This is a genomic window from Peptoniphilus phoceensis (assembly GCF_001517665.2).
Lineage (GTDB): Bacteria > Bacillota > Clostridia > Tissierellales > Peptoniphilaceae > Peptoniphilus_A > Peptoniphilus_A timonensis.
In genome coordinates this window covers 40,949-63,906 of the sequence record NZ_LN999808.1, presented here as the reverse complement: position 1 = coordinate 63,906, position 22,958 = coordinate 40,949, and the positions used below count along the sequence as shown (strand labels likewise).

The 22,958-nt window shown below is 31.7% G+C and carries 19 protein-coding genes; 15 read left to right on the top strand and 4 right to left on the bottom strand.

What is annotated here, in order from left to right; translation table 11 throughout:
- Positions 1-6 precede the first annotated feature (6 nt).
- Positions 7-1,200 carry an elongation factor Tu gene (tuf, locus tag BN3657_RS02330; RefSeq protein ID WP_062551610.1) on the top strand — a complete coding sequence of 398 codons (1,194 nt, stop codon included), beginning with the start codon at positions 7-9 and terminating at the stop codon, positions 1,198-1,200.
- 359 nt (positions 1,201-1,559) lie between these two features.
- Here tuf and BN3657_RS02325 read toward each other — a convergent pair whose 3' ends face one another.
- From BN3657_RS02325 to BN3657_RS02320, 3 genes are all read right to left on the bottom strand, one after another.
- The gene (locus tag BN3657_RS02325) at positions 1,560-2,039 is read right to left on the bottom strand and encodes a hypothetical protein (protein WP_268258897.1); all 480 of its coding nucleotides are present in this window, start codon (positions 2,037-2,039) and stop codon (positions 1,560-1,562) included.
- A gap of 139 nt (positions 2,040-2,178) precedes the next feature.
- Positions 2,179-2,349 carry a hypothetical protein gene (locus BN3657_RS08480; RefSeq protein ID WP_154664283.1) on the bottom strand — a complete coding sequence of 57 codons (171 nt, stop codon included), beginning with the start codon at positions 2,347-2,349 and terminating at the stop codon, positions 2,179-2,181.
- Positions 2,350-2,575: 226 nt separating this feature from the next.
- On the bottom strand, positions 2,576-3,517 hold the full coding sequence (locus BN3657_RS02320; RefSeq protein WP_062551608.1) for a LysR family transcriptional regulator: 942 nt from the start codon (positions 3,515-3,517) through the stop codon (positions 2,576-2,578).
- Between the two features lie 127 nt (positions 3,518-3,644).
- Here BN3657_RS02320 and BN3657_RS02315 point away from each other — a divergent pair, with 127 nt between their 5' ends.
- From BN3657_RS02315 to BN3657_RS02265, 11 genes are all read left to right on the top strand, one after another.
- Positions 3,645-4,862, top strand: a complete 1,218-nt coding sequence (locus tag BN3657_RS02315) for a pyridoxal phosphate-dependent aminotransferase (RefSeq protein ID WP_062551607.1) — start codon at positions 3,645-3,647, stop codon at positions 4,860-4,862.
- Entirely contained in the window at positions 4,862-5,281 is a 420-nt protein-coding gene (locus BN3657_RS02310; protein WP_062551606.1) for a RidA family protein, read from the top strand. The genes BN3657_RS02315 and BN3657_RS02310 overlap by 1 nt, the downstream gene beginning before the upstream one ends.
- Before the next feature lie 75 nt (positions 5,282-5,356).
- On the top strand, positions 5,357-6,676 hold the full coding sequence (locus tag BN3657_RS02305; protein WP_062551605.1) for a GntP family permease: 1,320 nt from the start codon (positions 5,357-5,359) through the stop codon (positions 6,674-6,676).
- Positions 6,677-6,832: 156 nt separating this feature from the next.
- Positions 6,833-8,479: a dihydroxy-acid dehydratase gene (ilvD, locus tag BN3657_RS02300; protein ID WP_062551604.1), complete on the top strand. Its 1,647-nt coding sequence runs from the start codon at positions 6,833-6,835 to the stop codon at positions 8,477-8,479.
- 161 nt (positions 8,480-8,640) lie between these two features.
- Positions 8,641-9,825, top strand: coding sequence for a pyridoxal phosphate-dependent aminotransferase (locus BN3657_RS02295; protein ID WP_062551603.1), 1,185 nt, complete (start codon positions 8,641-8,643; stop codon positions 9,823-9,825).
- A 6-nt stretch (positions 9,826-9,831) separates the two neighbouring features.
- On the top strand, positions 9,832-10,752 hold the full coding sequence (locus tag BN3657_RS02290; protein ID WP_062551602.1) for a hydroxyacid dehydrogenase: 921 nt from the start codon (positions 9,832-9,834) through the stop codon (positions 10,750-10,752).
- Between the two features lie 37 nt (positions 10,753-10,789).
- Positions 10,790-11,806 (top strand): 2-hydroxyacid dehydrogenase, encoded by a 1,017-nt coding sequence (locus tag BN3657_RS02285; RefSeq protein ID WP_222859615.1) that lies wholly within the window; start codon positions 10,790-10,792, stop codon positions 11,804-11,806.
- Positions 11,807-11,815: 9 nt separating this feature from the next.
- Positions 11,816-12,499, top strand: a complete 684-nt coding sequence (locus tag BN3657_RS02280) for an RraA family protein (RefSeq protein WP_062551601.1) — start codon at positions 11,816-11,818, stop codon at positions 12,497-12,499.
- Positions 12,500-12,666: 167 nt separating this feature from the next.
- Positions 12,667-14,379: an ABC transporter ATP-binding protein gene (locus BN3657_RS02275; protein WP_062551600.1), complete on the top strand. Its 1,713-nt coding sequence runs from the start codon at positions 12,667-12,669 to the stop codon at positions 14,377-14,379.
- The gene (locus tag BN3657_RS02270; protein WP_062551599.1) at positions 14,366-16,111 is read left to right on the top strand and encodes an ABC transporter ATP-binding protein; all 1,746 of its coding nucleotides are present in this window, start codon (positions 14,366-14,368) and stop codon (positions 16,109-16,111) included. Before BN3657_RS02275 ends, BN3657_RS02270 begins: the two co-directional genes overlap by 14 nt.
- 8 nt (positions 16,112-16,119) lie before the next feature.
- Positions 16,120-17,292: an iron-containing alcohol dehydrogenase gene (locus BN3657_RS02265; protein WP_062551598.1), complete on the top strand. Its 1,173-nt coding sequence runs from the start codon at positions 16,120-16,122 to the stop codon at positions 17,290-17,292.
- Between the two features lie 64 nt (positions 17,293-17,356).
- Here BN3657_RS02265 and BN3657_RS02260 read toward each other — a convergent pair whose 3' ends face one another.
- On the bottom strand, positions 17,357-17,710 hold the full coding sequence (locus BN3657_RS02260; protein WP_062551597.1) for a desulfoferrodoxin family protein: 354 nt from the start codon (positions 17,708-17,710) through the stop codon (positions 17,357-17,359).
- A gap of 120 nt (positions 17,711-17,830) precedes the next feature.
- On the opposite strand from BN3657_RS02260, the gene BN3657_RS02255 reads away from it, so the two are divergent.
- The 3 genes from BN3657_RS02255 to BN3657_RS02245 all read left to right on the top strand — a co-directional run bounded on the left by BN3657_RS02255 (position 17,831) and on the right by BN3657_RS02245 (position 22,901).
- Positions 17,831-18,961, top strand: a complete 1,131-nt coding sequence (locus BN3657_RS02255; protein ID WP_062551596.1) for a THUMP domain-containing class I SAM-dependent RNA methyltransferase — start codon at positions 17,831-17,833, stop codon at positions 18,959-18,961.
- 56 nt (positions 18,962-19,017) lie between these two features.
- Entirely contained in the window at positions 19,018-20,115 is a 1,098-nt protein-coding gene (locus BN3657_RS02250) for a SpoIIE family protein phosphatase (protein WP_062551595.1), read from the top strand.
- 350 nt (positions 20,116-20,465) lie between these two features.
- Positions 20,466-22,901 carry an InlB B-repeat-containing protein gene (locus BN3657_RS02245; protein WP_062551594.1) on the top strand — a complete coding sequence of 812 codons (2,436 nt, stop codon included), beginning with the start codon at positions 20,466-20,468 and terminating at the stop codon, positions 22,899-22,901.
- Positions 22,902-22,958: the final 57 nt, after the last annotated feature.

Genomic DNA, 22,958 nt, shown 5'->3' with positions numbered 1-22,958 from the left:
AATATAATGGGAAAAGCAAAATTTGAAAGAAATAAACCACACGTAAACATTGGAACAATTGGTCACGTTGACCACGGTAAAACAACTCTTACAGCTGCAATCACACTTGTAATGAACAAGAGATTTGGCGGCGGAGAATTCGTAGATTACGCAAACATTGATAAAGCACCAGAAGAAAGAGAAAGAGGAATCACAATCTCAACTTCTCACGTAGAATACGAAACAGAAAAAAGACACTACGCACACGTTGACTGCCCAGGACACGCTGACTATGTTAAGAACATGATCACAGGAGCAGCACAAATGGACGGAGCAATCCTAGTAGTATCAGCAGCAGACGGTCCAATGCCACAAACAAGAGAACACATCCTACTTGCAAGACAAGTTGGTGTACCTAAGATTGTAGTATTCCTAAACAAAGAAGACCAAGTAGACGATCCAGAACTAATTGAATTAGTAGAAATGGAAGTAAGAGATCTACTAAGCGAATACGACTTTGATGGAGACAACACACCAATCGTAGTAGGATCAGCACTAAAAGCCCTAGAAGATCCAGACGGAGAATGGGGAGACAAAGTAGCAAAACTAATGGAAGAAGTAGACGAATACATTCCAACACCAGCAAGAGACACAGAACACCCATTCCTAATGCCAATCGAAGACATCTTCTCAATCACAGGAAGAGGAACAGTAGCAACAGGAAGAGTAGAACAAGGTGTAGTAAAAGTAGGAGACACAGTAGAACTAGTTGGCTTAACAGACGAAATGAGACAAGTAGTAGTAACAGGTGTAGAAATGTTTAGAAAACAACTAGACCAAGCAGAAGCTGGAGACAACATAGGAGCCCTACTAAGAGGAGTACAAAGAGAAGAAATCCAAAGAGGACAAGTACTAGCAGCACCAGGAACAATTCACCCACACACAAAATTCGAAGCAGAAGTGTACGTACTAACAAAAGAAGAAGGAGGAAGACACACTCCATTCTTTAACGGATACAGACCACAATTCTACTTCAGAACAACAGACGTAACAGGAGATATCCAACTAGCAGAAGGCGTAGAAATGGTAATGCCAGGAGATAACTCAACATTTACAGTAACACTAATCACACCAATCGCAATGGACGAAGGACTAAGATTCGCTATTCGTGAAGGTGGAAGAACTGTAGCATCAGGAGTAGTATCAAAGATTATTGACTAATCCTTTGGATTACAATCTTAATAAATAAAAAATTAGAGGGAGTTTATGCTCCCTCTTTTTTAATGTAAATTTTTGGAGTTGATATAAAGAATTGTAAGAAAACAGTTTATAAAAAATTTTAGAATAATAGAAAAGATTTATTGAATAGAATATAATAACGAATCAAAAGTAAATAAAAAATCTATTAAATTATATTTTAAATATAGAGGGTGAATTTTATAAAGTTGTGAAAAAAAGTTAAGATTTAATATATAAATTTTGACTAAATTAACATATTTATTATATCTATAAAAATTGATGTGCCAGCTGTATTGGACTAGATTCTTTTTCGAATACAACTAATTCACCAATAGTATCTGTCATATATTTAACTCTTTTGTTTTTTTGTTAATTGAATATAAAGTATTATCTTCATCAACTAGTTTTAATACAGCTTCAGAACTTAATTTATCGTCATTTCTGACACCAGATTCTACTAGTTTAGATCGCATATTATCATTTTTTGCAAAAATGACGTTTTTGATATCTATATTTTCTATTCCCTTTATGCTAATATATTCAAGTTTTAAATCTAAATTCATCAAAATATTTGATAAAATCAGCAATTTAGTGTCTGTATCATATCCGCTGATATAATATGTTGGATATGCTTCAGGTATACCAATCCTATGAGCTTCTTTTAGGGAAGAACTAAATGTAATTTCATTGTTTCCCATTTGCTTCAGAATAAAATTACTTGTTCTATTTAATACAGCCTCAATTGATTTTACTTCAGCTTCAGCTAAATCATGAAGTCTTGCATTGAGAGGAGAAAGAGCTCCACCACCAGTGCAACCAATGCCACGTTTAAATTTCTCCCGCCGGAAAGATTCTTTAATTTTTTGTGTTTATATATTACGAGACCCTTATTTGCAGTTACAACATTGATAATATTTAAAAGAGCAGCCTCAATATGTTTCTGAGCAATACCAATATTTTTTAGAATTGTAGGAGTATCTCTATAAGTACATCTATGTCTTTATTAGACATCAAAAAGTCAAAATTTATTTTCTTATAATAAAGTTCATTTGACTCTAGGCTTTCAGATAAAATCAAGTCATCAAAATCAATTACCTTGGTATTACAAATTTCCAATTTATTGCCAAGCATATAATTCAAAATAGTCTGTATTCCTAAATTTGCAAGATTCTTGTTGTTATATTTAACAGATTAACAAAAGCTCTCCACACATTTTCGTATCCTATAATTCCAATTCTAATGAATTATCTCCTTATAAAATAGTTTCTAAAAATAAATTATAATTTAAGAGGGATAACTTCAAGTGTTTGAGCATAGAAACATTTAAATGTTCTTATAAGAATTAACATATAATTATTTAGAGCTGAAAATTTTTTAAGTAATTGATAAAATCTTTTTCCTTGTCAGATAAAACTTTATTTTTTAAATAAAAAAAGTTTACAGTTCTTTTTGCGTACTCACTATTTAATTTATAATAAAACAGAGAATCATTAAACTTATCCTGTTTAACAATACGATCTCTAATAAAAACTATTCCTTTGCCAGATTTTGCTATGTCATATGAAGTTTGTAGCTGATCCATATAAATCAAAATATTTGGTCTAAAGCCATATTCGTAGCAAATATTCATAGCACGTTCGTGTAAATCATTACCTTCTTTTAAGAAAATAAAATTTTCATTTTGAAATAATTTTAAATCAACACATTTTTCTCGACTAACAGTATCCAAATTAGTTATATCTTCATAACTCAAAACAAACTCACCTAAACTATTATTTATTGGATTAGATTTAGGTACTGCCAAAATTAATTCTTCATTGAACCAAACTTGTGTATTAAATAATTTTTGGTTTAAATTTTCGACACATACTCCCAGATCAGCCAGGTTAAATTTTAAAAATTCATCAATTTCACCTGTTCCAATTTCTATGATTGCAATTTTTAGTTCGGGATCAATCCCAGAGTATTCTTCAATAATCTCAGGGAATATTTGTGTGCAGAAATAAGTTGATCCGCAAAGAGTAAAAATATTTTGTTTAGAGTCAGTTAATTTTTTTAAATTTTCAGAGGTAGTTTTCTCTAATTCCATTACTTTTTCTATTGCATCTATATAAATTTTACCAGCTTCAGTTAGTTGAATCGGGTTTGATTTTCTATCGAATAATACGACGCCTAAATCATCTTCAACTTTTTTTACAATATTACTAAGAGAGGGCTGTGAAACAAATAAAGATTTTGCTGCATTAGAAAAACTTTTATGTACATAAACTTCATAAATATATTCATTATAATCAAACATAATATCTCCTATAATCAAATTTATATAATCTTATACGACAATACGTATTAGACAATGAAAAGGTTTTACTGGTAATATTATATCATAGAAATAAAAATATTTTAATTTATAGAAAGAAGGTTGAAAAATGACTAGAGTTGAAGAAAAATTTAAAAGATTAGGTATTGATAATGCCCCAGGTCAAGAAGGACTTCAATCTGAAGAAAAGCTTGAACTGAGGGGTGAAAAAATAAAAGGAGAGCTTGTTGATTTTTCACATGGTGATGTAGATGCTCATCCGCCTATACCAGGCTCTTTAGAAAGATTTATTGAGTCCTATAAGGCTGGTGGCAAACAAGCTTACTCTGAATACAGGGGTCACAAGTTTATTCGTGAAAAAGTTGCTAAAAACATTGAAAGTTTCACAGGAGTAAAAATAAATCCTAACAATAATATAATTATAACTCCAGGAACACAGGGAGCATTATTTTTAGCTATGAGTTCTCTAATTGCTGCCGAAGATAAGGTTGCAATCTTAGAACCAGATTATTTTGATAATAGAAAATTAGCAGAATTTCTAGAAGCAGATATTTATCCAGTCCAATTAGACTACTTAAATGCACCTTCAGGAAGTTCAGGTATTGACTTTAATGCTCTAGAAAATGCTTTTAAAGACGGAGTAAGAGTTTTCTTATTTACAAATCCAGGCAATCCAACGGGTGCTGTGTACTCAAAGAAAGAGCTTGAAGAGATTGCAAGATTAGCTAAGAAATATGATGTTACTTTACTTGCAGACGAGTTATATTCAAGACAAATTTTTGATGGACGTGAATATCATCATATGATTAATGAAGATGTAGATTTCGATAAGTTAATAACTATAATGGGACCATCAAAGACTGAATCAATGAGTGGATTTAGACTTGGTATAGCCTATGGGTCTAAACAAATTATTGACAGAATGGAAAAACTTCAGGCTATAGTTTCTCTTAGAGCACCAGGCTATAACCAAGCAATGCTTGACTTGTGGTTTGATGAACCTGAAGGATGGTTAGAAGACAGGATAAAGGCACATCAAGAAATTAGAGACGACTTAGTTGCTAAATTTAGAAAAGTTGAAGGAGTTAAGATTAGACCAACTGAAGGTGGATCTTATATATTCCCTAAACTACCTAAGCTAGATGTAAGTATTGGAGATTTTGTTAAAATTTTAAGAATTCACGCAAATGTAATAGTAACAGTTGGTACAGAATTTGGGCCACAATTTGATGATTGCATAAGACTTAACTTCTCCCAAGATCCTAAAAAAGCATCAGATGCAGTAGATAGAATTGTAGAAATGATAGAAAGGTACAGGTCAAAATAATGGAAAAAAACCCAATTCCTCAAGGAAAATATATACCAGCTAAGAAATCACAAAATTTAATTTTTTCAGCAGGTATGACACCAAGGTTAGATGGAAAATTGATAATAGAAGGTAGGATTATGATTTCTGATGATATTAGTAAGTTCAGAGATGGGGTAAGACAAGCAGCAAAAAATGCACTTGTTGCTATAAAAAACACACTTGAAGATAATCAAGAAATAGAGTCTATTGTAACTATGACAGTATATGTAAACGCTGAAGAAGGTTTCACATCACATTCAAAAATTGCGGACTTTGCATCTGACTATATTGTCGAGAACTTAGGTGATATTGCAATTTGTTCAAGAGCAGCTATTGGAGTATATTCACTTCCAGGTAATGCACCAGTGGAAGTCCAACTCGTAGTAAGTTACCACTAAAAAATTTTTAGTATAAAAAATCTAATTATTAAAATAAATTTTTGTATTATGATGGATTAAAAAAGGAGGAATATTATGAATAGTACATATATATTAACGGTTTTCTTTGTAGCAATTATAATATTACTATTATTAGTAAGTAAGTTTAAAGTTCATGCCAGTATGAGTATGCTTTTGGTTACTATATTTTTGGCGGTGGCTATTAAAACGCCATTAAATGAGGTGCCAAAATTAATCAATGAGGGTTTTGGAAACACAGCTAAAAATGTAGCATTAGTAATATTTTTAGGATCAGTTTTAGGAGAGATATTGAGTAAAACTGGAGCAGCTATAAAAATAACGAATACTTTTATAAAGTGGTTTGGTCAAAAAAAGGTACTTTGGGCGATAGCATTGAGTTGTTTTATAATGGGAATACCTATATTTCCTGATACAATTGGATTATTATTAATACCTATTTGTTCGAATATTTCTGTAACAACTGGACTATCAATGATGCAATTTGCTGCAGTAATACAAGTTGGGGTTATTACAAGTTCTTTAGTTCCACCAACTCCAGGGCCTGTTGCAGCGGCATCTATCTTAGGACTATCGTTAGGAGAAGTTATTCCGTGGGGAATCTTGGTAGCGATACCTGGAGCAATCGTAAATGTTTTGTGGGCGAAAAGCATAAAGAAATATATAGAACCCAAAGATGAATTTATAACAGAAGTGGATAAGTTAGACAATATTCCAAATTTTGGTAAATCTATTATTCCTTTAATAATACCAATTTTCCTAATTCTAATAGACAATGTTGTAGGTGTTCTATATCCAGAAACTAGGATTAATGAAATAACTTCATTTGTAGGTAATCCATTATCTGCACTCCTTATAGGAGTATTCATGGCTATGTTTTTACAAATTGAAAAATTTTGGCAAAAAAAAGAATATAGAAATGATATATTTGAAAATGCGCTTATTGGTTCAGTCGTTCCAATATTTATTACTTGTTTAGGTGGATCATTAGGTTCTTTTATAAAAAACTCAGGTGTTGCTGATATTATAGCTCAGAGAGTAGTAGAGTCAAGCATAGCTCCAATATTTGTGCCAATGTTAATTTCTATACTTATTAGAATAATAACAGGTTCAAATACTTTAGCATTGACAACAACATCTGCATTAGTTGCACCAATGCTCAATACTCTAGGTATAACTCCTTTAGCAGCTTTTCTAGCTATTGGATCAGGTGGCATTATATTCTCACATGCTAACTCATCAGGATTATGGCTAAATACAACTTTATGTAATATGTCTTTTGACCAAGGACTTAAATCTATAGGTATTGCCACATTATTAAGTGGACTAGGTTGCTGTACTATGACCTTAATTCTATATTTCTTAGGATTTATTTAAAACAAAAGAAAGTTAAAATATTAATAATTAGATTTTGGCATTCAATTGAAAGAGGGTCTATTTTAAGAAGGTCCTCTTTCTGATACTAGTTTATAAAGTGTATTATATCAGTTTATTTCAAAGCACAGTCAAAGTTTTTAAAGAAGAGGAAGTAGTATGGAAAGTAATACAAATTATGAAGCTTATTATCATGGTTTAATGGGTGCAACTGGATTAAGAGAAAAAGACATATTTAAACCAACAATAGGGATAGTAAATTCTTGGACAGAAGCAAACCCAGGACACAAACCATTGAGAGAATTAGCAGATAGCGTTAAACAAGGAGTATGGGCAGCAGGAGGAACACCTGTTGAATTCAATGTACCTGCGCCCTGCGATGGAATTGCACAGTTACGTGGGATGAATTATATTCTAATGCAAAGAGACCTAATAGCATCTAATATTGAAGCAATGGTTAGGAGCCATGAGTTCGATGGTTTAGTTTTCTTAGGCTCTTGTGACAAAATTATTCCAGGTATGTTGATGGCGGCTGGGGCACTAAACCTTCCAAGTATAATACTAACTGCAGGAGCTATGTTACCTTATACAAGTGAAGAGAAAACATATTCAACACCAGACCTGAAAGAACTTATTGGGACATGGAATAGCGGTGAAATAAGTGACGAAAAATTTCAAGATTTAAAAGAAAATATATGCAACTCATGCGGGACTTGTTCTATGTATGGAACAGCTAATACATTAGGAGTGTTTGCAGAAGTAATAGGTTTGTGTCCTCTTGGATCAACAACTGAAACATTTGCATCGGCAAGAAAACAAAAACAAGCAAGAGATGCAGGAGAAACAATTATAGAGTTAGTAAAGCATGACATAAGAGCTAGGGAATTTATAAATAAAAACTCAATAGAAAATGGTTTGATGCATATTTCAGCAACAGGCGGTTCAACAAACGCTGCTCTACATATAATTTCAATAGCAAAATATGCAGGAGTCGACATGGATTTAAAAGATTTTGACAGAATTCAAAAAGATATTCCTTTAATAGCAAAATGGAAACCATCTTCTCAATATAACCTTATGGACTACAGTAGATCCGGAGGAGTTGGTGCAACACTATATGCTATAAAAGATTATTTGCATTTAGAAGCAAAAACTGTAATGAATGGAAAAATCAAAGATATTGTAGAAAGTGCAAAGATAAAAAATAAAGATTTAATAAAGCTATCTGACAATCCTATTGAAGATAGAGGATGCTTCTCAGTTTTATACGGAAATTTATCACCTAATGGATCCATCGTTAAAAGAAGTGGTGTAGAAAAGCAAATGTATTACCATCGTGGACCAGCAGTTGTTTTTAATAGTGAAGAAGAGGTCATGGAATCTTTAAAAAATTCCAACATTAAAAAAGGAGATGTTCTAGTAATTAGATATGAGGGACCGAAAGGTGGACCTGGAATGAGAGAACTTTCGATACCAGCAGCTATGTTAGTTGGAATGGGGTTACACAAATCTGTTGCTATGGTAACAGATGGAAGATTTTCAGGAGCTACGAGAGGACCATGTGTAGGACATGTATCACCAGAGGCATATGAAAAAGGTCCAATAGCACTAATTGAAAATGGTGACATTATAGAAATTAACTTAAATAATAATACAATAAATTTAGAAGTATCAGAAGAAGTGTTAGAAGAAAGAAGAAAAAAATTAAAAGTTCCAGAAAAGAAGATAACAAAACTGCTTAAAGTATACAGAAGGTTAGTTGAACCAGCTGAAAGAGGTGCAACATGGCTTTTTGAAGAGGAATAAAATGGAATCTTTGACTTAATTTATTGAATTCATGAGAGTTTAAAATAGAATGCTTGTAAATATATAATCATTTAACATAATTACGAATAGTCTAGATTGTAAATAAAATATAGGACAATTATTTAAGTTATTACAAATTTAAAACTAAAGGAGAAAACATAATGAAAAATATTATAGCAGAAAGAATGGATAAATTAACACCATCAGGCATAAGAAAAGTAAATGAAAAAGCTCTACAATTAGAAAGAGAAGGGAAACGTGTTTATCATTTTGAATTGGGGAGACCGGATTTTGATACACCCAAATATATAAAAGATGCATGTATAAAAAGTCTAAATGAAGGAAGGGTGTTTTATACATCCAATTATGGAACAGATGAGTTAAGAAAAGAAATTGCAAAAAAACTAAAAGAGCATAATAATATCGATTGTGATTATAATAATATTTTAGTAACAGCAGGTTTAGCTGAAGCTATTCTAGATATAATGTTAACAATATTAAATCCTGGTGATGAAGTATTGATTCCTGATCCAGGATGGTTAAATTACCTGAATATACCAAAAGTTTTAGATGCGAAATCTATACAGTATTCTTTGTTAGCCAAAAATGATTATCAAATTGATTTTGAAGAGCTTAAATCTAAGATTAGCAGCAGAACAAAAGCCATAGTAATCATTAATCCGAATAATCCAATTGGAAGTGTTTTGGATGAAGATTGTCTGATGAAACTATCAGAAGTAGCAAAAGAAAAAGATTTGTTTGTTATATCAGATGAAATATATGAAAGGATTACATATGATAATTTTAAACATAAGAGTATAGCTAGTATTGATGGAATGTTGGAAAGGACGATTACATTAAATGGTTTTTCAAAAGCTTATTCAATGACTGGTTGGAGACTAGGATATATTGCAGGTCCAGAATATTTAATTAAACAGATCAATAAAATACATCAACATAATACTGCGTGCGCTACCTCTTTTGTTCAGGATGCAGGTGTAGTAGCACTTTCTGACGAAAAAGATGAAGTTGATAAAATGGTGAAAGAATATGAAAAAAGAAGGAATTATATAGTAGATAGAATAAATAAAATTAAAGAGCTTGAGCTAATTAAGCCTAAGGGTGCTTTTTATTGTTTTATAAATATTGGTAAAACTGGAATGAAGTGTGAAGAATTTTGTGATTATTTATTAGAAGAAGCAAATGTAGCGGTGGTTCCTGGAAATGTATTTGGAAAGAATGGAGAAGAATACATACGATTATCTTATGCAGCTAGTTTAGATGATATAAAACAAGGGTTACAAAATATAGAAAATTGCATAGAAAAATTAGGGTTAAAGGATTGATGTACAATGAAACAAATTACTATTACAGAAGAAATAAATGAAGTTGCAGTAGATATTTTAGAAAGTAATAACTTTAAAGTTATCAAAGGATGGGAGTTAAGTTATGAGGAAATGTTAAAAAGTTTAGAAGAATCTCATGGTGCAATTGTTAGAGTCATAAATCTTGATAAATCAATACTATCCAAATGTAATGAACTTAAAATAATAGCTAAGCATGGAGTAGGTATAGATAATATTGATGTTGATTTTGCTAAAGATAACAATATTATAGTTGCGACAACTCCGGGTGCCAATTCATTATCTGTAGCAGAGCATACATTTGCGTTATTACTATCATTAAGTAAGAATATTAAATATATTTCAAATAAATATAAAGAAATTGGTTTTAAAGCTAAAAATCTAATTAACTCTCAGGAGTTGTATGGTAAAACTATAGGGATAATTGGATTTGGACATATAGGAAGCTTAGTAGGGAGTATTGCATATAAAGGATTTAATATGAATGTTTTAGTATATGATCCGTATTTAAAACAAAAACCCAACTATGTCAATTCTGTTTCTGATTTAGAGTACTTATTTAAAAATAGTGATTTTATATCATTACATGTAGGTTTAAATGAAGAAACAAAACATATGATATCTAAAAAAGAGATAAAACTAATGAAGTCTGAAGCCATAATTATAAATTGCGGCAGAGGTGGATTAATTAACGAAGATGATTTAATTGAAGCAATAGAAAATAATGAAATCGCAGGAGCAGGTTTAGATGTTACTGAAGAAGAGCCTTTAAATTCTGACAGCAGACTGTTTAAATATGATAATGTTATTGTGACTCCTCATTATGCACCAAATACATCTGAAGCATCTGTGAGAGTTGCTAAAATGTCAGCAGAAAATATAGTTGATTTTTTTAATACTTCAAACTAATTTAGTAGTTAAAATATATAAGAAGGTGATTGTTAAAGTGATTAAAGCAATAGTTATCGATAAAAATTATGGAAGCGTAAGTGAGAAAGAACTGGACAAAATAAGATCTAGTTTTGAAGATAATGGAATTTTATTAGAACTAAAAGATTTGAATAGTGAAGATGAAATAATTTCTGAATGTCAAGACGCTACTGCAATTCTTGCTACTGGGAACCCACCTTTAAATGGAAAAGTTATAAAGAAATTACCTAAACTCAAATATATACAAAGATTTGGAATAGGAGTAAATTCCATAGATTTAGAAGAAGCTACAAAAAATAAAGTTATTGTATTAAATCTACCTGGTTTTTGTTCTGAAGAGTTAGCAGACTTATCTATGGCGATGATATTAGGTTTAATAAGAAATGTAAATTACTATGATAGGAAAATTAGAAAAGGTTATTGGCCTAAATGTGAGTATTATTTACCACCAAATTTAAGAGAGATGACATTAGGTTTATTTGGATTTGGAACTGCAGGAAAAGAATTATATAAAATAGTCAGGAATGGTTTTGGAGCCAATGTTCTAGTATACGATCCTTATATTAGTAAGGAATCATTGAAAAAATATGATGTAGAATCAGTTTCTTTTACTGAGTTACTTGAAAAAAGTGATATAATTTCAATACACTCTAAATTAACAAAAGAAACTAATCATATTTTTGACAAAAAAGCATTTAAAAAGATGAAAGACACTTCAATTATAATTAATACGGCTAGAGGACAAATAATAAATGAAGAAGATTTAGTTTGGGCCTTAGAAAACAATCAAATTAGATATGCAGGTTTAGATACATTTGAATGCGAACCTATAAGTAAAGAAAGTCCTCTTTTAAAAATGGATAATGTTTTATTAAATCCACATAGCGGTGCGTATGGATCTAGATCAAAAGAGGAACAGATAAAACTTGTGTCGTCTTTAATACCTTTAATATGTAAAGAAAATAGGTTAGATACTAAATACATTGCTAATAAAGAAGTGATTAATTTTATAGATAATATCAATTTAGAATAGAGGTGTGAAATGGAAGTATTGAATAAGATTAATAAAAATTTTAAGAGGGTTGACAAAAGAGTACTTGAACAATTTAAAGGTATTCCAGTCGCTAATATAGACGATGTTATGGGAAGAATGTGTGCAATTTCAAGTGAAATAAAAGCCATAAATAAAGGGAATATGGTTGGTAATGCTTTCACTATTAGAGTTGGGGCTGGTGATAATTTGTTTTTTCACGCAGCATTAGATTTAGTGAAACCAGGTGACGTTGTATTAATAGATGCAGGTGGATATGAAGACAGAGCAATAACTGGCGAAATTATGATAAGTTATATAAAAAAATTAGGAGCTAAGGGTATAGTAATAGATGGGGCTATAAGAGATGTAGATAGCTTATCAAAGTTTAAAGACTTTATGGTATATGCTAAATCACAAACCCCTAACGGACCTTTTAAAAACGGACCAGGATATATTAATTTTCCTATTTCTATAGGAGGAGTATTAGTTAGTCCAGGAGATATAGTGGTAGGTGATCAAGATGGAATTATCGTTATAAAGCCTAGTGAAGCAAAAGATGTGTTAAAAAAAGCTATTAAAATCAAAGAAAATGAAGATAATCTTTTAGAAATAATAGAAAAAGATGCAAATTATGATAGACCTTGGTTACAAGATAAATTAACAGAAATTGGGGTGGAATATATAGAAGAATAGAATAATATTACACAGTAGGTAAGAAAATGTTTATTCAGGAACAATTCGCTAAAAAGATAATAAAAATTTTATAAAATATTTAGGAGACTCGTTAATTTGAGTCTCTTTTTAATTCGGTAAATTTTCTTTTAAATCTATATATGTTAAAATATTTATATGGAGGATTTATGAGTATATATAAAGGATTAAATAAATATAAGATTAGAATAATTGTGGTCATCCTCCTTACTTTTGGCAATGCTCTTGGGGAACTTTTTCTTCCAAAGCTTATGAGTCTTGTCATTGATAAGGGTGTGGCTTATGGTGACACAGATTATGTTCTAAAAATTGGTGGTCTTATGATTTTGGTAGTTATTTTTACCGTTATGTGCAGAGCTTCTGCTGCCTACCATTCTTCAAAAACTACCATGGCTTTTTCTAGGGATTTAAGATACAAACTATTTAAAAAAATAAATTATCTGAGCTTTGATGATGTGGAACATTTTTCTATTTCATCACTTATCACAAGGACGACTGATGATGTAAATCAAGTGGAGCAAATGGTTTTAATGGGACTTAGACCTCTTATTAGGGGACCACTTATGTTTATAGGTGGACTTATTATGGCACTTTCCACTAACATGAGGCTTTCTCTTGTCTTTCCCATAACTATTCCTTTTATTGGTCTTGGAATTTATTTTGTTTTTAAAAAGGGAATTCCTTATTTTCCAATTTTGCAAAAAAGACTTGATAAGTTAAATGAACTTTTTAGGAGAAGACTCACTGGACTTCGTGTAATAAGAGCTTTTTCTAAGGATGAATATGAAGAGGAAATTTTTGATGAGGCAAATATTTCTTATCAAGAAATGGCGACTAAGGTAAATAAACTTCTTGTAAATGTTAGACCTATGCTTGGAACAATTTTAAATTTTGGCATAATTTTTGTCCTCTACTTTGGGGCAAGGCTTATTGATATTAGAGAGATGGGCATAGGAGATTTAATGGCATTTATTCAATACATCACTCAAGTTTTATCTGCAATGATTATGATGAGTTTTCTCTTGTCACTTATTCCCAGGACTTATGCTTCTATGGATAGAATCAACGAAGTTTTAGACTACGAATCTACAAAAACTGGTGGAGAAGAAAACTTGTCTAAAGAAATTTATGAAATTGAAGCAAAAAATCTTTCCTTTGCCTATCCTGATGCAAGCATGAAAGTTTTAAGAGATATAAATTTTCATGTTAAGAAGGGAGAAACTCTAGGCATTATTGGAGGTACTGGATCTGGAAAATCCAGCCTTTTGAGATTATTGTTGCAATTTTATGAGCCAGGAGATGGTGAACTTTTCATAAATGGATTTGATATTAAATCTTTAAATAATTATGATGTGAGAGAGGAAATTTCTTATGTACCACAGGAGAATTTCTTTTTCTCAAAGACTGTTTCTGAAAATTTATCCTATGCAAAGGAAAATGCAGAGGATGATAAAATGTTAGAATCTCTTAAAAATGCAAGAGCTGAAGAATTTTTAGGTGAAAATCCACTGGAAAAGAAAATTTCAAGAGGAGGAAAAAATCTATCTGGTGGTCAAAGACAAAGACTTGCCATGGCGAGGGCTCTAACCAGAGATGCTTCAGTTTATATTTTTGACGATTCTTTTTCTGCTTTAGATTATAAGACGGATTACGAACTTAGACAGATTTTGAAGAAAAAGTTAGACGATAAAATTGTAATTGTAGTTGCACAAAGAGTGGCGACAATTTTAAATGCCGACAAGATTTTGGTCCTAGAAGATGGACAAGTTGCTGGATATGGCAATCACAAAGATTTGATGAGGACAAATGAAGTTTATAGAGAAATAGCAATTAGTCAGGGGCAAGCTTATGAAGAAGAATAACAAGGCAGTAATTAGGATAATATCCTATCTCAAAGATTATAAGTTTTTCCTATTTCTTTCTATTTTTCTAACTATTGGATCTTCGATTTTTGAGATAATTTCACCAAAACTCATGGGAAATATTACTACAAGGATTTTTGAAAATCTAAAGATGAATACAAGAATTGACTTTCAATATGTGATAAAGATTTGCCTAATTCTTGGAATTGTTTATCTTTTCCAAGGGGTATTTGAATTTTTTAGGGGAAGAATTTTAGTTAATGTCACACAAGATTTAATTGCAAAATTTAGAAGAGAGATTTCTGAAAAGGTAAAGTACATTCCAACTTCTTATTATGATAAAAATAAAACTGGAGATCTCTTGTCTAGGATGACCAATGACGTTGAAACCTTGGGGAAAAACTTGCAACAAACTATTTCATCTATTCTTTCGTCTATTGTATTAATAGTTGGAATTTTCACAGTTATGATAAAAATTTCTCCAACTCTAACCTTGGTCTTTTTATTTACCTTGCCAATGACTTATTTTTCTACTAAATTTATTTCAAAAAAATCTCAGGGATATTTTAGGAGAAAGTCTCAAGGTTTAGGATCCATGGTTGGATTTGTAGAAGAAAACTTTTCTGGATCAGAATTAATTAAGGCTTTTAATTATGAAAAAAGGGCGGAGAAGGAATTTTTGGAAATAAATGAAAATTTATATGAGGTATCTTACAAGGCATCTTTTATGACTGGAATTATGCTGCCGATTATGACTTTTATTTCAAATCTCGGTTATGTAATGCTTTCTATTGTAGGTGGACTTTTGGTTTTGTCAGGCAAATTATTTGTTGGGGATATACAAGCAGTTATCCAATATGTAAGAAGACTTGCAAACCCCATTGAACAACTGGCAGAGATGGCTTCTATTTTTCAGGCATCTATTGCTGCAGCTGAAAGAGTATTTGAATTTTTGGATCAAGAGCCTGAAGAAGAGATTGTAAAAGATGAAATAGAAAGACCTGTGGAAGATATTGATTTTAAAAATGTTTATTTTTCTTATGACAAAAGGAATCCTGTCATCAATAATTTAAATCTTCATGTCAAGAAAAATAAAACTGTTGCCATAGTTGGTTCCACTGGAGCTGGCAAGACAACTATTGTAAATCTCTTAATGAGGTTTTATGATATTGATAAGGGTAGTATTAATATAAATGGAGTAAATATCAAAGACGTGTCTAGGAAAAATTTGAGATCTCTTTTTGGCATGGTCTTGCAAGATTCGTGGCTCTTTAGGGGCACAATTTATGATAATATTTTGTATGGCAGACAAGATGCCACAAGGGAAGAAGTTATTGACGCAGCTAAAAAGGCTTACTGTCACTCCTTTATAGAGAAGCTTCCAAAGTCTTATGATACAGTATTAAATGAAGATGCTTCAAATATTTCTCAAGGACAAAGACAACTTCTTACAATAGCAAGGGCTCTTTTGTCTGATCCGGAGATTTTAATTTTAGACGAGGCAACTTCGTCAGTAGATACCAGGACAGAAGCTTTAATTCAAAAGGCAATGAAAAATCTATTGAAAGAAAGGACAAATTTTGTCATTGCTCACAGACTTTCGACTATTGTAAATTCTGATGTAATTTTGGTCCTTGATAAGGGCGATATAGTTGAAAAGGGTAATCACAAAGAGTTACTTGAAAAAAATGGAGTTTATGCAGAACTTTACAATTCACAGTTTAAAAACTAGGAGGAAATATGAAAGATTTTATTTTTAATGTAAGCACGAAAATTCTTTTTGGAAAAGACCAAATGAAAAATTTGGCATCTGAAATAAAAAAATATGGTTCAAGAGTTCTATTAGCTTATGGCGGTGGCTCAATAAAGAAAATTGGACTTTACGATGAAATAATAAAAATATTTGAAGAAAATAATATTTTTTACAAGGAACTTTCTGGCATAGAACCAAACCCAAGAGTTGAATCTGCAAGAGAAGGAGTTAAAATCGTAAGAGAAAATGACCTGGATTTTATCTTGGCAGTTGGCGGTGGATCTGTAATTGATCTTTCTAAATTAGTTGCTGGAGCAGTTTTCCTCGATTGTGACCCATGGGATATTGTGATAAAAAAGGCAAAAATCGAAAAAGCTCTTCCTATTGGAACTGTTTTGACTTTATCAGCAACTGGTTCAGAAATGGATGCAGGTGGAGTTATAACAAACCCAGATACAAATCAAAAGTTGGGATTTGGATCAGCTTACACTCTTCCAAAATTTTCCATCTTAAACCCAGAAACAACTTATTCTGTAAATGTTAAGCACACAGCAGCAGGTATTGCTGATATTATGAGCCACACTATGGAAAATTATTTCACTCTAAATGATGGAGCTTATATGCAAAATAGGTTAGCTGAAGGAATCTTAAAAACTTGTATTCATTTTGGACCAATTGCAATGGAAAATCCAGAAGATTATGATGCAAGGGCAAATATAATGTGGGCATCAAGCTGGGCAATCAATGGACTTCTTTCCACAGGAAAGTCAACTCCTTGGTCAGTTCACGCAATGGAACACGAACTTTCAGCTTTTTATGACATAACTCACGGCATAGGACTTGCAATCTTGACTCCAAGATTTTTAAAACACATTTTAAATGATGATACAGTTGACATGATTAGAGATTTTGGAATTAATGTCTTTGGCATAAAAGCAACAGATGATAAATTTAATGACGCAAAAAAAGCAATTGCTAGCCTTCACATATTCTTTGAAGATGAAATGAATATACCAATGACTCTTGGAGAAGTTGGCATTGATGATGAAAAGTTAGAAGAAATGGCAGAAGCTGCAGCAAGACACGCTGGTGGAAGTATAAAAGGCGTAGTTGAGCTTACAAAAGATGATATCTTAGAAATTTATAAGGCATCACTATAAAATAAAAAAACAAGAAAAAAAGAGCTATGAAATTAATCATAGCTCTTTAATATTATAAAATTTATTATGCTTCTACTGAATTTTCCCAAAGTCCGTGAATGTTGCAATAGCTTAGTGCATAAACTTCTCCGCCCTTGTCAGTTTTAACTGTTGCTTCAACTGCAGGAACTGTAAAGATGTCAGCTTCGCCGTGTGCATTAAATTCATAAGAACCAACTTCTACTGGAGCTTTTTCTCCTTCAGCCTTGAAGAATACTTTGATCCAAGAAATGTGGTGTTCTAAAGTGTTTGGATGTTCAATTTCTTCTCCAACCATAGCTTTAATTTTAAGTAGTCCATCAGCTTTTTCAACGTGGATTACAGGAACGTGTTTTTCAGATTTCCAATCAGCAGTTTGTACTGTTTCAGTTAATTTCATTTTATTACCCCCAATAAATATTTTACGAGTATATTATACCCCATTTAAATTATTTAACCCATTAATTTTAAAATAAGGAAAAAATTTTTCACATCTAGTATAATAGATATGAGGTGTAAAATGGAAAACATAAAATTAATCGCAACTACTAACATGGGTCTCGAGGCAGTTACAAAAAGAGAACTCCTTGACCTTGGATACGAAGATTTAGAAGTTAGCGATGGTAAAATAATAATATCTTGCCAATTAAAGGACATTGCCATTTTAAATTTAAGACTTAGGACGGCAGAAAGAGTCTTATTGTTAATCGACTCCTTTAGGGCAGAGACTTTTGAAGAACTTTTTGACAAGGTCTTTGAAATAAGATGGTGGGACTACATAAATGAAGATGATCAGTTCATCATCCAAGGAAGAAGTAGAAAATCAAAACTATTTTCTATTTCAGATTGTCAAAGAATTACAGAAAAGGCAATAATCGAAAAATTAAAAATGAAATATAAGATTTCTTGGTTCGAAAAATCTGGACCAAGAGTTAAAATTGAAGTTTCACTTTTAAATGACATTGCAGAAATAACTTTAGATACATCGGGAGATGGACTCCACAAGAGAGGATACAGAGAAGTAAATTACAAGGCTCCCTTATCAGAAACTATTGCTGCAAGTCTAGTAAAGTTAACTTTTTGGAATAAAGATAGAATCTTAGCAGATCCCTTCTGTGGTTCAGGAACAATTCCCATAGAAGCAGCTATGATAGAAAAAAATATAGCTCCAGGACTAATGAGAAACTTTGATTTTGAAAACTTTAAATTTTTTGACCAAGAAATATTTAAAGAAGAAAAGAAAAAATGTTATTCAGAGATAAAATACGATGAAAAATTAGAAATTTTGGCATCAGACCTATCTCATAAGGCAATAGAAATCGCTAGGTCCAACGCAGAAATTTTGGGCTTAGATGAGGATATATCCTTCTTCCAAAAGGACATAAGGGATTTGGATCTTCCAGACGACTATGGAATTATAATAACAAATCCTCCTTATGGAGAAAGAATTGGCAAAGAAGATGTTGACGAACTAAACAAAGAACTTGGCGAACTTGCAAAATCACTTAAAACTTGGTCCTATTATATAATTACAGCCAATGAGAATTTTGAAAAAAACTTTGGGAAAAAAGCTGACAGAAATAGGAAATTATACAACGGCAGATTAAAAACTTATTACTATCAATATTATGGTCCAAAGCCAAAAAGATAATTGTTAAGTAAGTTGTAATTTGCTATACTGAAAGCATCAGATGAAGGTGGTGACTCATGGAAAATAATGTGGAAAAAGGAAAAATTGACGAAAATATTGACTTTCAAGTCCTAGATGCCATTGCAGATTTAGTAAGAGTTCTTGACTACAACGAAAAAGTTGTCTTTGTAAATAAGGCAATGGAAGACCTCTTGGGCTATGATCCCAATAAAAAAGTCTGTATCCTTGGAGAAGATTTATTTGATCCAGAGATAACTAAGCGTGCCCTCATGAGTGGCGAAGTTATCCAAAGAGAAGAAAATATTGGCAGCATGGTTTTTTCCGTAAAATGTTCACCGATTATCTCAAAAAGTGGAGATATCCTTGGTGTAGTAGAAGTTTTTAGAAATGTCACTATGGCAAGGAAACTTCAAAAGGAAGTCATAGACAAAAACAGGTTTATGACTGACGAAACTATGGCAGCTTCACTTATTCAGAAAAAAGTACTACCAGAAAAGGGATTTATAAAAAACTTAAAGGTAAATTATCTTTACAAACCTTCTACGATTTTAAGTGGCGATATGTTTGATGTCTTTCAAATAGACGATGACCACATTGGGATTTATATTGCAGATTCAGTAGGTCACGGTTTTGCAGCGTCAATGGTGACTATGTTTATAAAATCCATGGTTAGAACTCTTGATAAGTTCGTGCAAATTTCGCCAAAAGAAACTTTGACAGAACTTTGCGAGAGATTTACTAGCTTAAAACTTGAAATCGAAAATTATTTCACTTGTTTTTATGGAGTCTACAATCTAAAAAAAGAAACTTTTACTTACTCAAATGCAGGACACCTTCCTCTTCCTATAAGGGTTAGAAATAGAGAGGGTCTAAATCTAGAATCTAGAGGCTATCCAATTTCTAGATTTTTCGCAAAGCCAGATTATGAGGAAAAAGAAATTAAACTTTATGCAGGTGACTATCTTCTTTTTATGACAGATGGAGTTGTGGAAGCTAGAAATGCTGAAAAAGAAGCCTTTGGAAATGACAGAATTTTTGAAATAATATCAAAGTACAACAGCGATATTTTGGAAAACTTAAATAATGAATTGGAAGAATTTAGCGACATTCCACAAGTAGATGATATTTCAATGCTACTTATAAGCGTATGGTAAATTTTTAAGAGGCAAGCTCAGGCTTGTCTTTTTTATTGTCTATTTTTTGGGGATTTTATTGGAAATATTTTAAAAAGATATTTAAATTGGATTTAAAGTGAGATTTTTAAGTTAAAGCTAGATTTTAAATATAAAATTTTACAAAAAAGTCTAAAGTATTTTAGAAATTTTGCATAGAAAGCAAAAAAGTTTACCAGAAATTTATAATTGCATATGTTTACCTCATTAATGTTACAAAATTATTAAATTTATTAAAATTTTGAAAAATATAGGGAATTATACAAGGATTTGGGTATAATAGGGTTAAGGAAAATGTTTTATCGAAAAATAACTAAGTTAGGAGGATTATTATGAAAAACAAAAAAATATTATCATTATTGCTAGCAGGAGTGATGGTAACATCAATTCCATTTAATGTATTTGCAGACGAAGGTACGACTGAGGATTCGAAAGAACAAGTAGTTTCTGGAGAAACATTAGATAAGGAAGAAAAAACTCCTTTAAGAGCACCAGAAGCTGAAGAATTCACAGTAACATTTAACTCTAATGAAGGCTCAAAAGTTGAAGATGCCAAAACAGTAGATGGAATCGTAACAAAACCAGCTGACCCAACAAAAGACGGTTATACTTTCGATGGCTGGTACACAGATGAAGGACTAACAAAAGTATTCGATTTTAATACGAAGTTAACTAGTGATACAATTCTTTATGCAAAATGGAAAGCTAAAACACCAGAAACTAAAGTATATACAGTAATATTTGAAGCAAGTGGTGGAGATTTTGACGGAAAAGTTGAAAAAGATAATGATGGTAAAATAAAAGAACCAACTGCTCCAACAAAAAAGGGATATAAATTCCTAGGTTGGTATGATGGAAGTACAAAAGTTACATTTCCATATGAAGTGACAAAAGATGTAACATTAAAAGCAAAATGGGAAAAGGTTGAAACACCAGCAGTTGAAAAATTCACAGTAACATTTAATTCAAAGGGTGGAAGTTCAGTAGCAACACAAACTATTGAAAAAGGAAAAACTGCAACAAAACCAACAGACCCAACTAAAAAAGGTTATACTTTCGTAGCTTGGTACACAGACGATGGTAAATTTGTAAATAGATTTAATTTCTCAAATCCAGTAACTGAAGATACAATTCTTTATGCAAAATGGGAAGAAGAAAAACCAGTTGTTCCAGCTAAGGAAGATCTTTATATTTCTGATATTGAATATGATGGAGATTATGTAACTGGTAAAGTTACATCTAAGGGAGTGGCTGTTGATGGTGCAACAGTTACACTAAAGATTGACGGTTACAAAACTTCTTACAAAGATAAAACTGATTCTTATGGTAGATTTAAAGTTTATCTAGGCAAATACTACGACGACTACAGATATTATTATGACGACTACTATTATAGAGATGGCTACACTTACTATGATGGTTACAGAGTTTATAGTGATTCTGACGGATGGTATTACTACAAAAATGGCAGAAAACACTATATAAATTATTCATCTAGATATTATAGAAGGGGTAGAGATTATTCAGCTGATTTAATAGCAGAAAAAGATGGTTACTATTCAGCAGAAAAGAACCTATGGAAAGATGGATACTATAATAATGGAAGATACTATGGACGTGACTGGTATGACAATAAATACGATCACAAAGTTTATCCAAGTGATGTTTATAGAACAAACTATTCTACTAGTGGTTATCTAAAGGGCTACAAAAATAGAACTGTTTATGTTTACGACGATGGAACTTATCTTGGTAGTGACACAATTGACAGTGATGGATACTTCAAGGTAACTTGGAATTCTCCATATATTTCAACATCAAGAACTCTAGACTATTATGTAAATGGCAAATATGTAAATGACAGTGGATATTCAATTATCCCTACTGTTAATACAGTTTCTGCTGGAGCGAAATATCTTAAAGGTAATGCAGGAAATAATGCAAGTGTAACTGTTTATGATTCAAATGGAGTTAAGCTTGGAAGCACAACTGCAGGAAGCACTGGTATTTACAATATCAATTTAAATAGAGCGTTAAGAGCTGGCGAAACTATAAAAGTTGAAGCAAAAGAATCTGGCAAGATTGCAAGATCAACTGAATATAAAGTTGGCGGAGTTTCTACAAATGTTGAAGCAAAAGTAAATCAACCTTCTTATATTGCAGGATATCCTGATGGAACATTTGGACCAAGTAGAGAAGTTACTAGAGCTGAAGCTGTTAGAATGTTTGTTAAACTTGTAAACAATGGAGCAGAACTTCCAAAGAATCCAACTACTAAGTTTAAAGATGCCAACAATAAATGGTATTCTGATGAAATTAACTATGCAGTATCTAAGGGATTTATCAAAGGTTATTCTGATGGAACATTTAAACCAAATCAAACTATAACAAGAGCAGAATTTGCACAAATGATTTCTGTATTTGTTAAGGATGGTTATCCAGGATCTTCAAACTTCAAGGATGTAAAGGGTCACTGGGCATCTGATGCAATCAATGAACTTTATGGAAACAAAAACATAAAGGGTTATTCTGATGGAACATTTAAACCAGATCAAAAACTTACTAGAGCAGAAGCTGTTACAATTCTAAACTCTGTTTTCGGTAGAAACACTAAGTCCACATCTTTTGCAAATGTTAGCGAAAGTGGATTAAAGAAATTTAAAGATGTTTCTAAGAGTCACTGGGCATATTATGAAATTCTAGATGCTTCTAATGGACACAATGCTGTTAAAGGCGACAAGTCTGACGATGTAAGTGTTTGGCAATAAGATTTGATTTTAAAAACTTATTTAAAATTAAATAAATTTTAATAAAAGCGGCGGGTT

Bases quoted from the DNA above. Each gene is read 5' to 3' on its own strand.
- BN3657_RS02320 (WP_062551608.1), bottom strand. From the start codon at position 3,517: ATGTTTGATTATAATGAATATATTTATGAAGTTTATGTACATAAAAGT.
- BN3657_RS02310 (WP_062551606.1), top strand. From the start codon at position 4,862: ATGGAAAAAAACCCAATTCCTCAAGGAAAATATATACCAGCTAAGAAA.
- BN3657_RS02315 (WP_062551607.1), top strand. From the start codon at position 3,645: ATGACTAGAGTTGAAGAAAAATTTAAAAGATTAGGTATTGATAATGCC.
- BN3657_RS02255 (WP_062551596.1), top strand. From the start codon at position 17,831: ATGGAAAACATAAAATTAATCGCAACTACTAACATGGGTCTCGAGGCA.
- BN3657_RS02250 (WP_062551595.1), top strand. From the start codon at position 19,018: ATGGAAAATAATGTGGAAAAAGGAAAAATTGACGAAAATATTGACTTT.
- BN3657_RS02280 (WP_062551601.1), top strand. From the start codon at position 11,816: ATGGAAGTATTGAATAAGATTAATAAAAATTTTAAGAGGGTTGACAAA.
- BN3657_RS02265 (WP_062551598.1), top strand. From the start codon at position 16,120: ATGAAAGATTTTATTTTTAATGTAAGCACGAAAATTCTTTTTGGAAAA.
- BN3657_RS02260 (WP_062551597.1), bottom strand. From the start codon at position 17,710: ATGAAATTAACTGAAACAGTACAAACTGCTGATTGGAAATCTGAAAAA.
- ilvD (WP_062551604.1), top strand. From the start codon at position 6,833: ATGGAAAGTAATACAAATTATGAAGCTTATTATCATGGTTTAATGGGT.
- BN3657_RS08480 (WP_154664283.1), bottom strand. From the start codon at position 2,349: ATGCTTGGCAATAAATTGGAAATTTGTAATACCAAGGTAATTGATTTT.
- BN3657_RS02245 (WP_062551594.1), top strand. From the start codon at position 20,466: ATGAAAAACAAAAAAATATTATCATTATTGCTAGCAGGAGTGATGGTA.
- tuf (WP_062551610.1), top strand. From the start codon at position 7: ATGGGAAAAGCAAAATTTGAAAGAAATAAACCACACGTAAACATTGGA.
- BN3657_RS02275 (WP_062551600.1), top strand. From the start codon at position 12,667: ATGAGTATATATAAAGGATTAAATAAATATAAGATTAGAATAATTGTG.
- BN3657_RS02305 (WP_062551605.1), top strand. From the start codon at position 5,357: ATGAATAGTACATATATATTAACGGTTTTCTTTGTAGCAATTATAATA.
- BN3657_RS02290 (WP_062551602.1), top strand. From the start codon at position 9,832: ATGAAACAAATTACTATTACAGAAGAAATAAATGAAGTTGCAGTAGAT.
- BN3657_RS02270 (WP_062551599.1), top strand. From the start codon at position 14,366: ATGAAGAAGAATAACAAGGCAGTAATTAGGATAATATCCTATCTCAAA.
- BN3657_RS02295 (WP_062551603.1), top strand. From the start codon at position 8,641: ATGAAAAATATTATAGCAGAAAGAATGGATAAATTAACACCATCAGGC.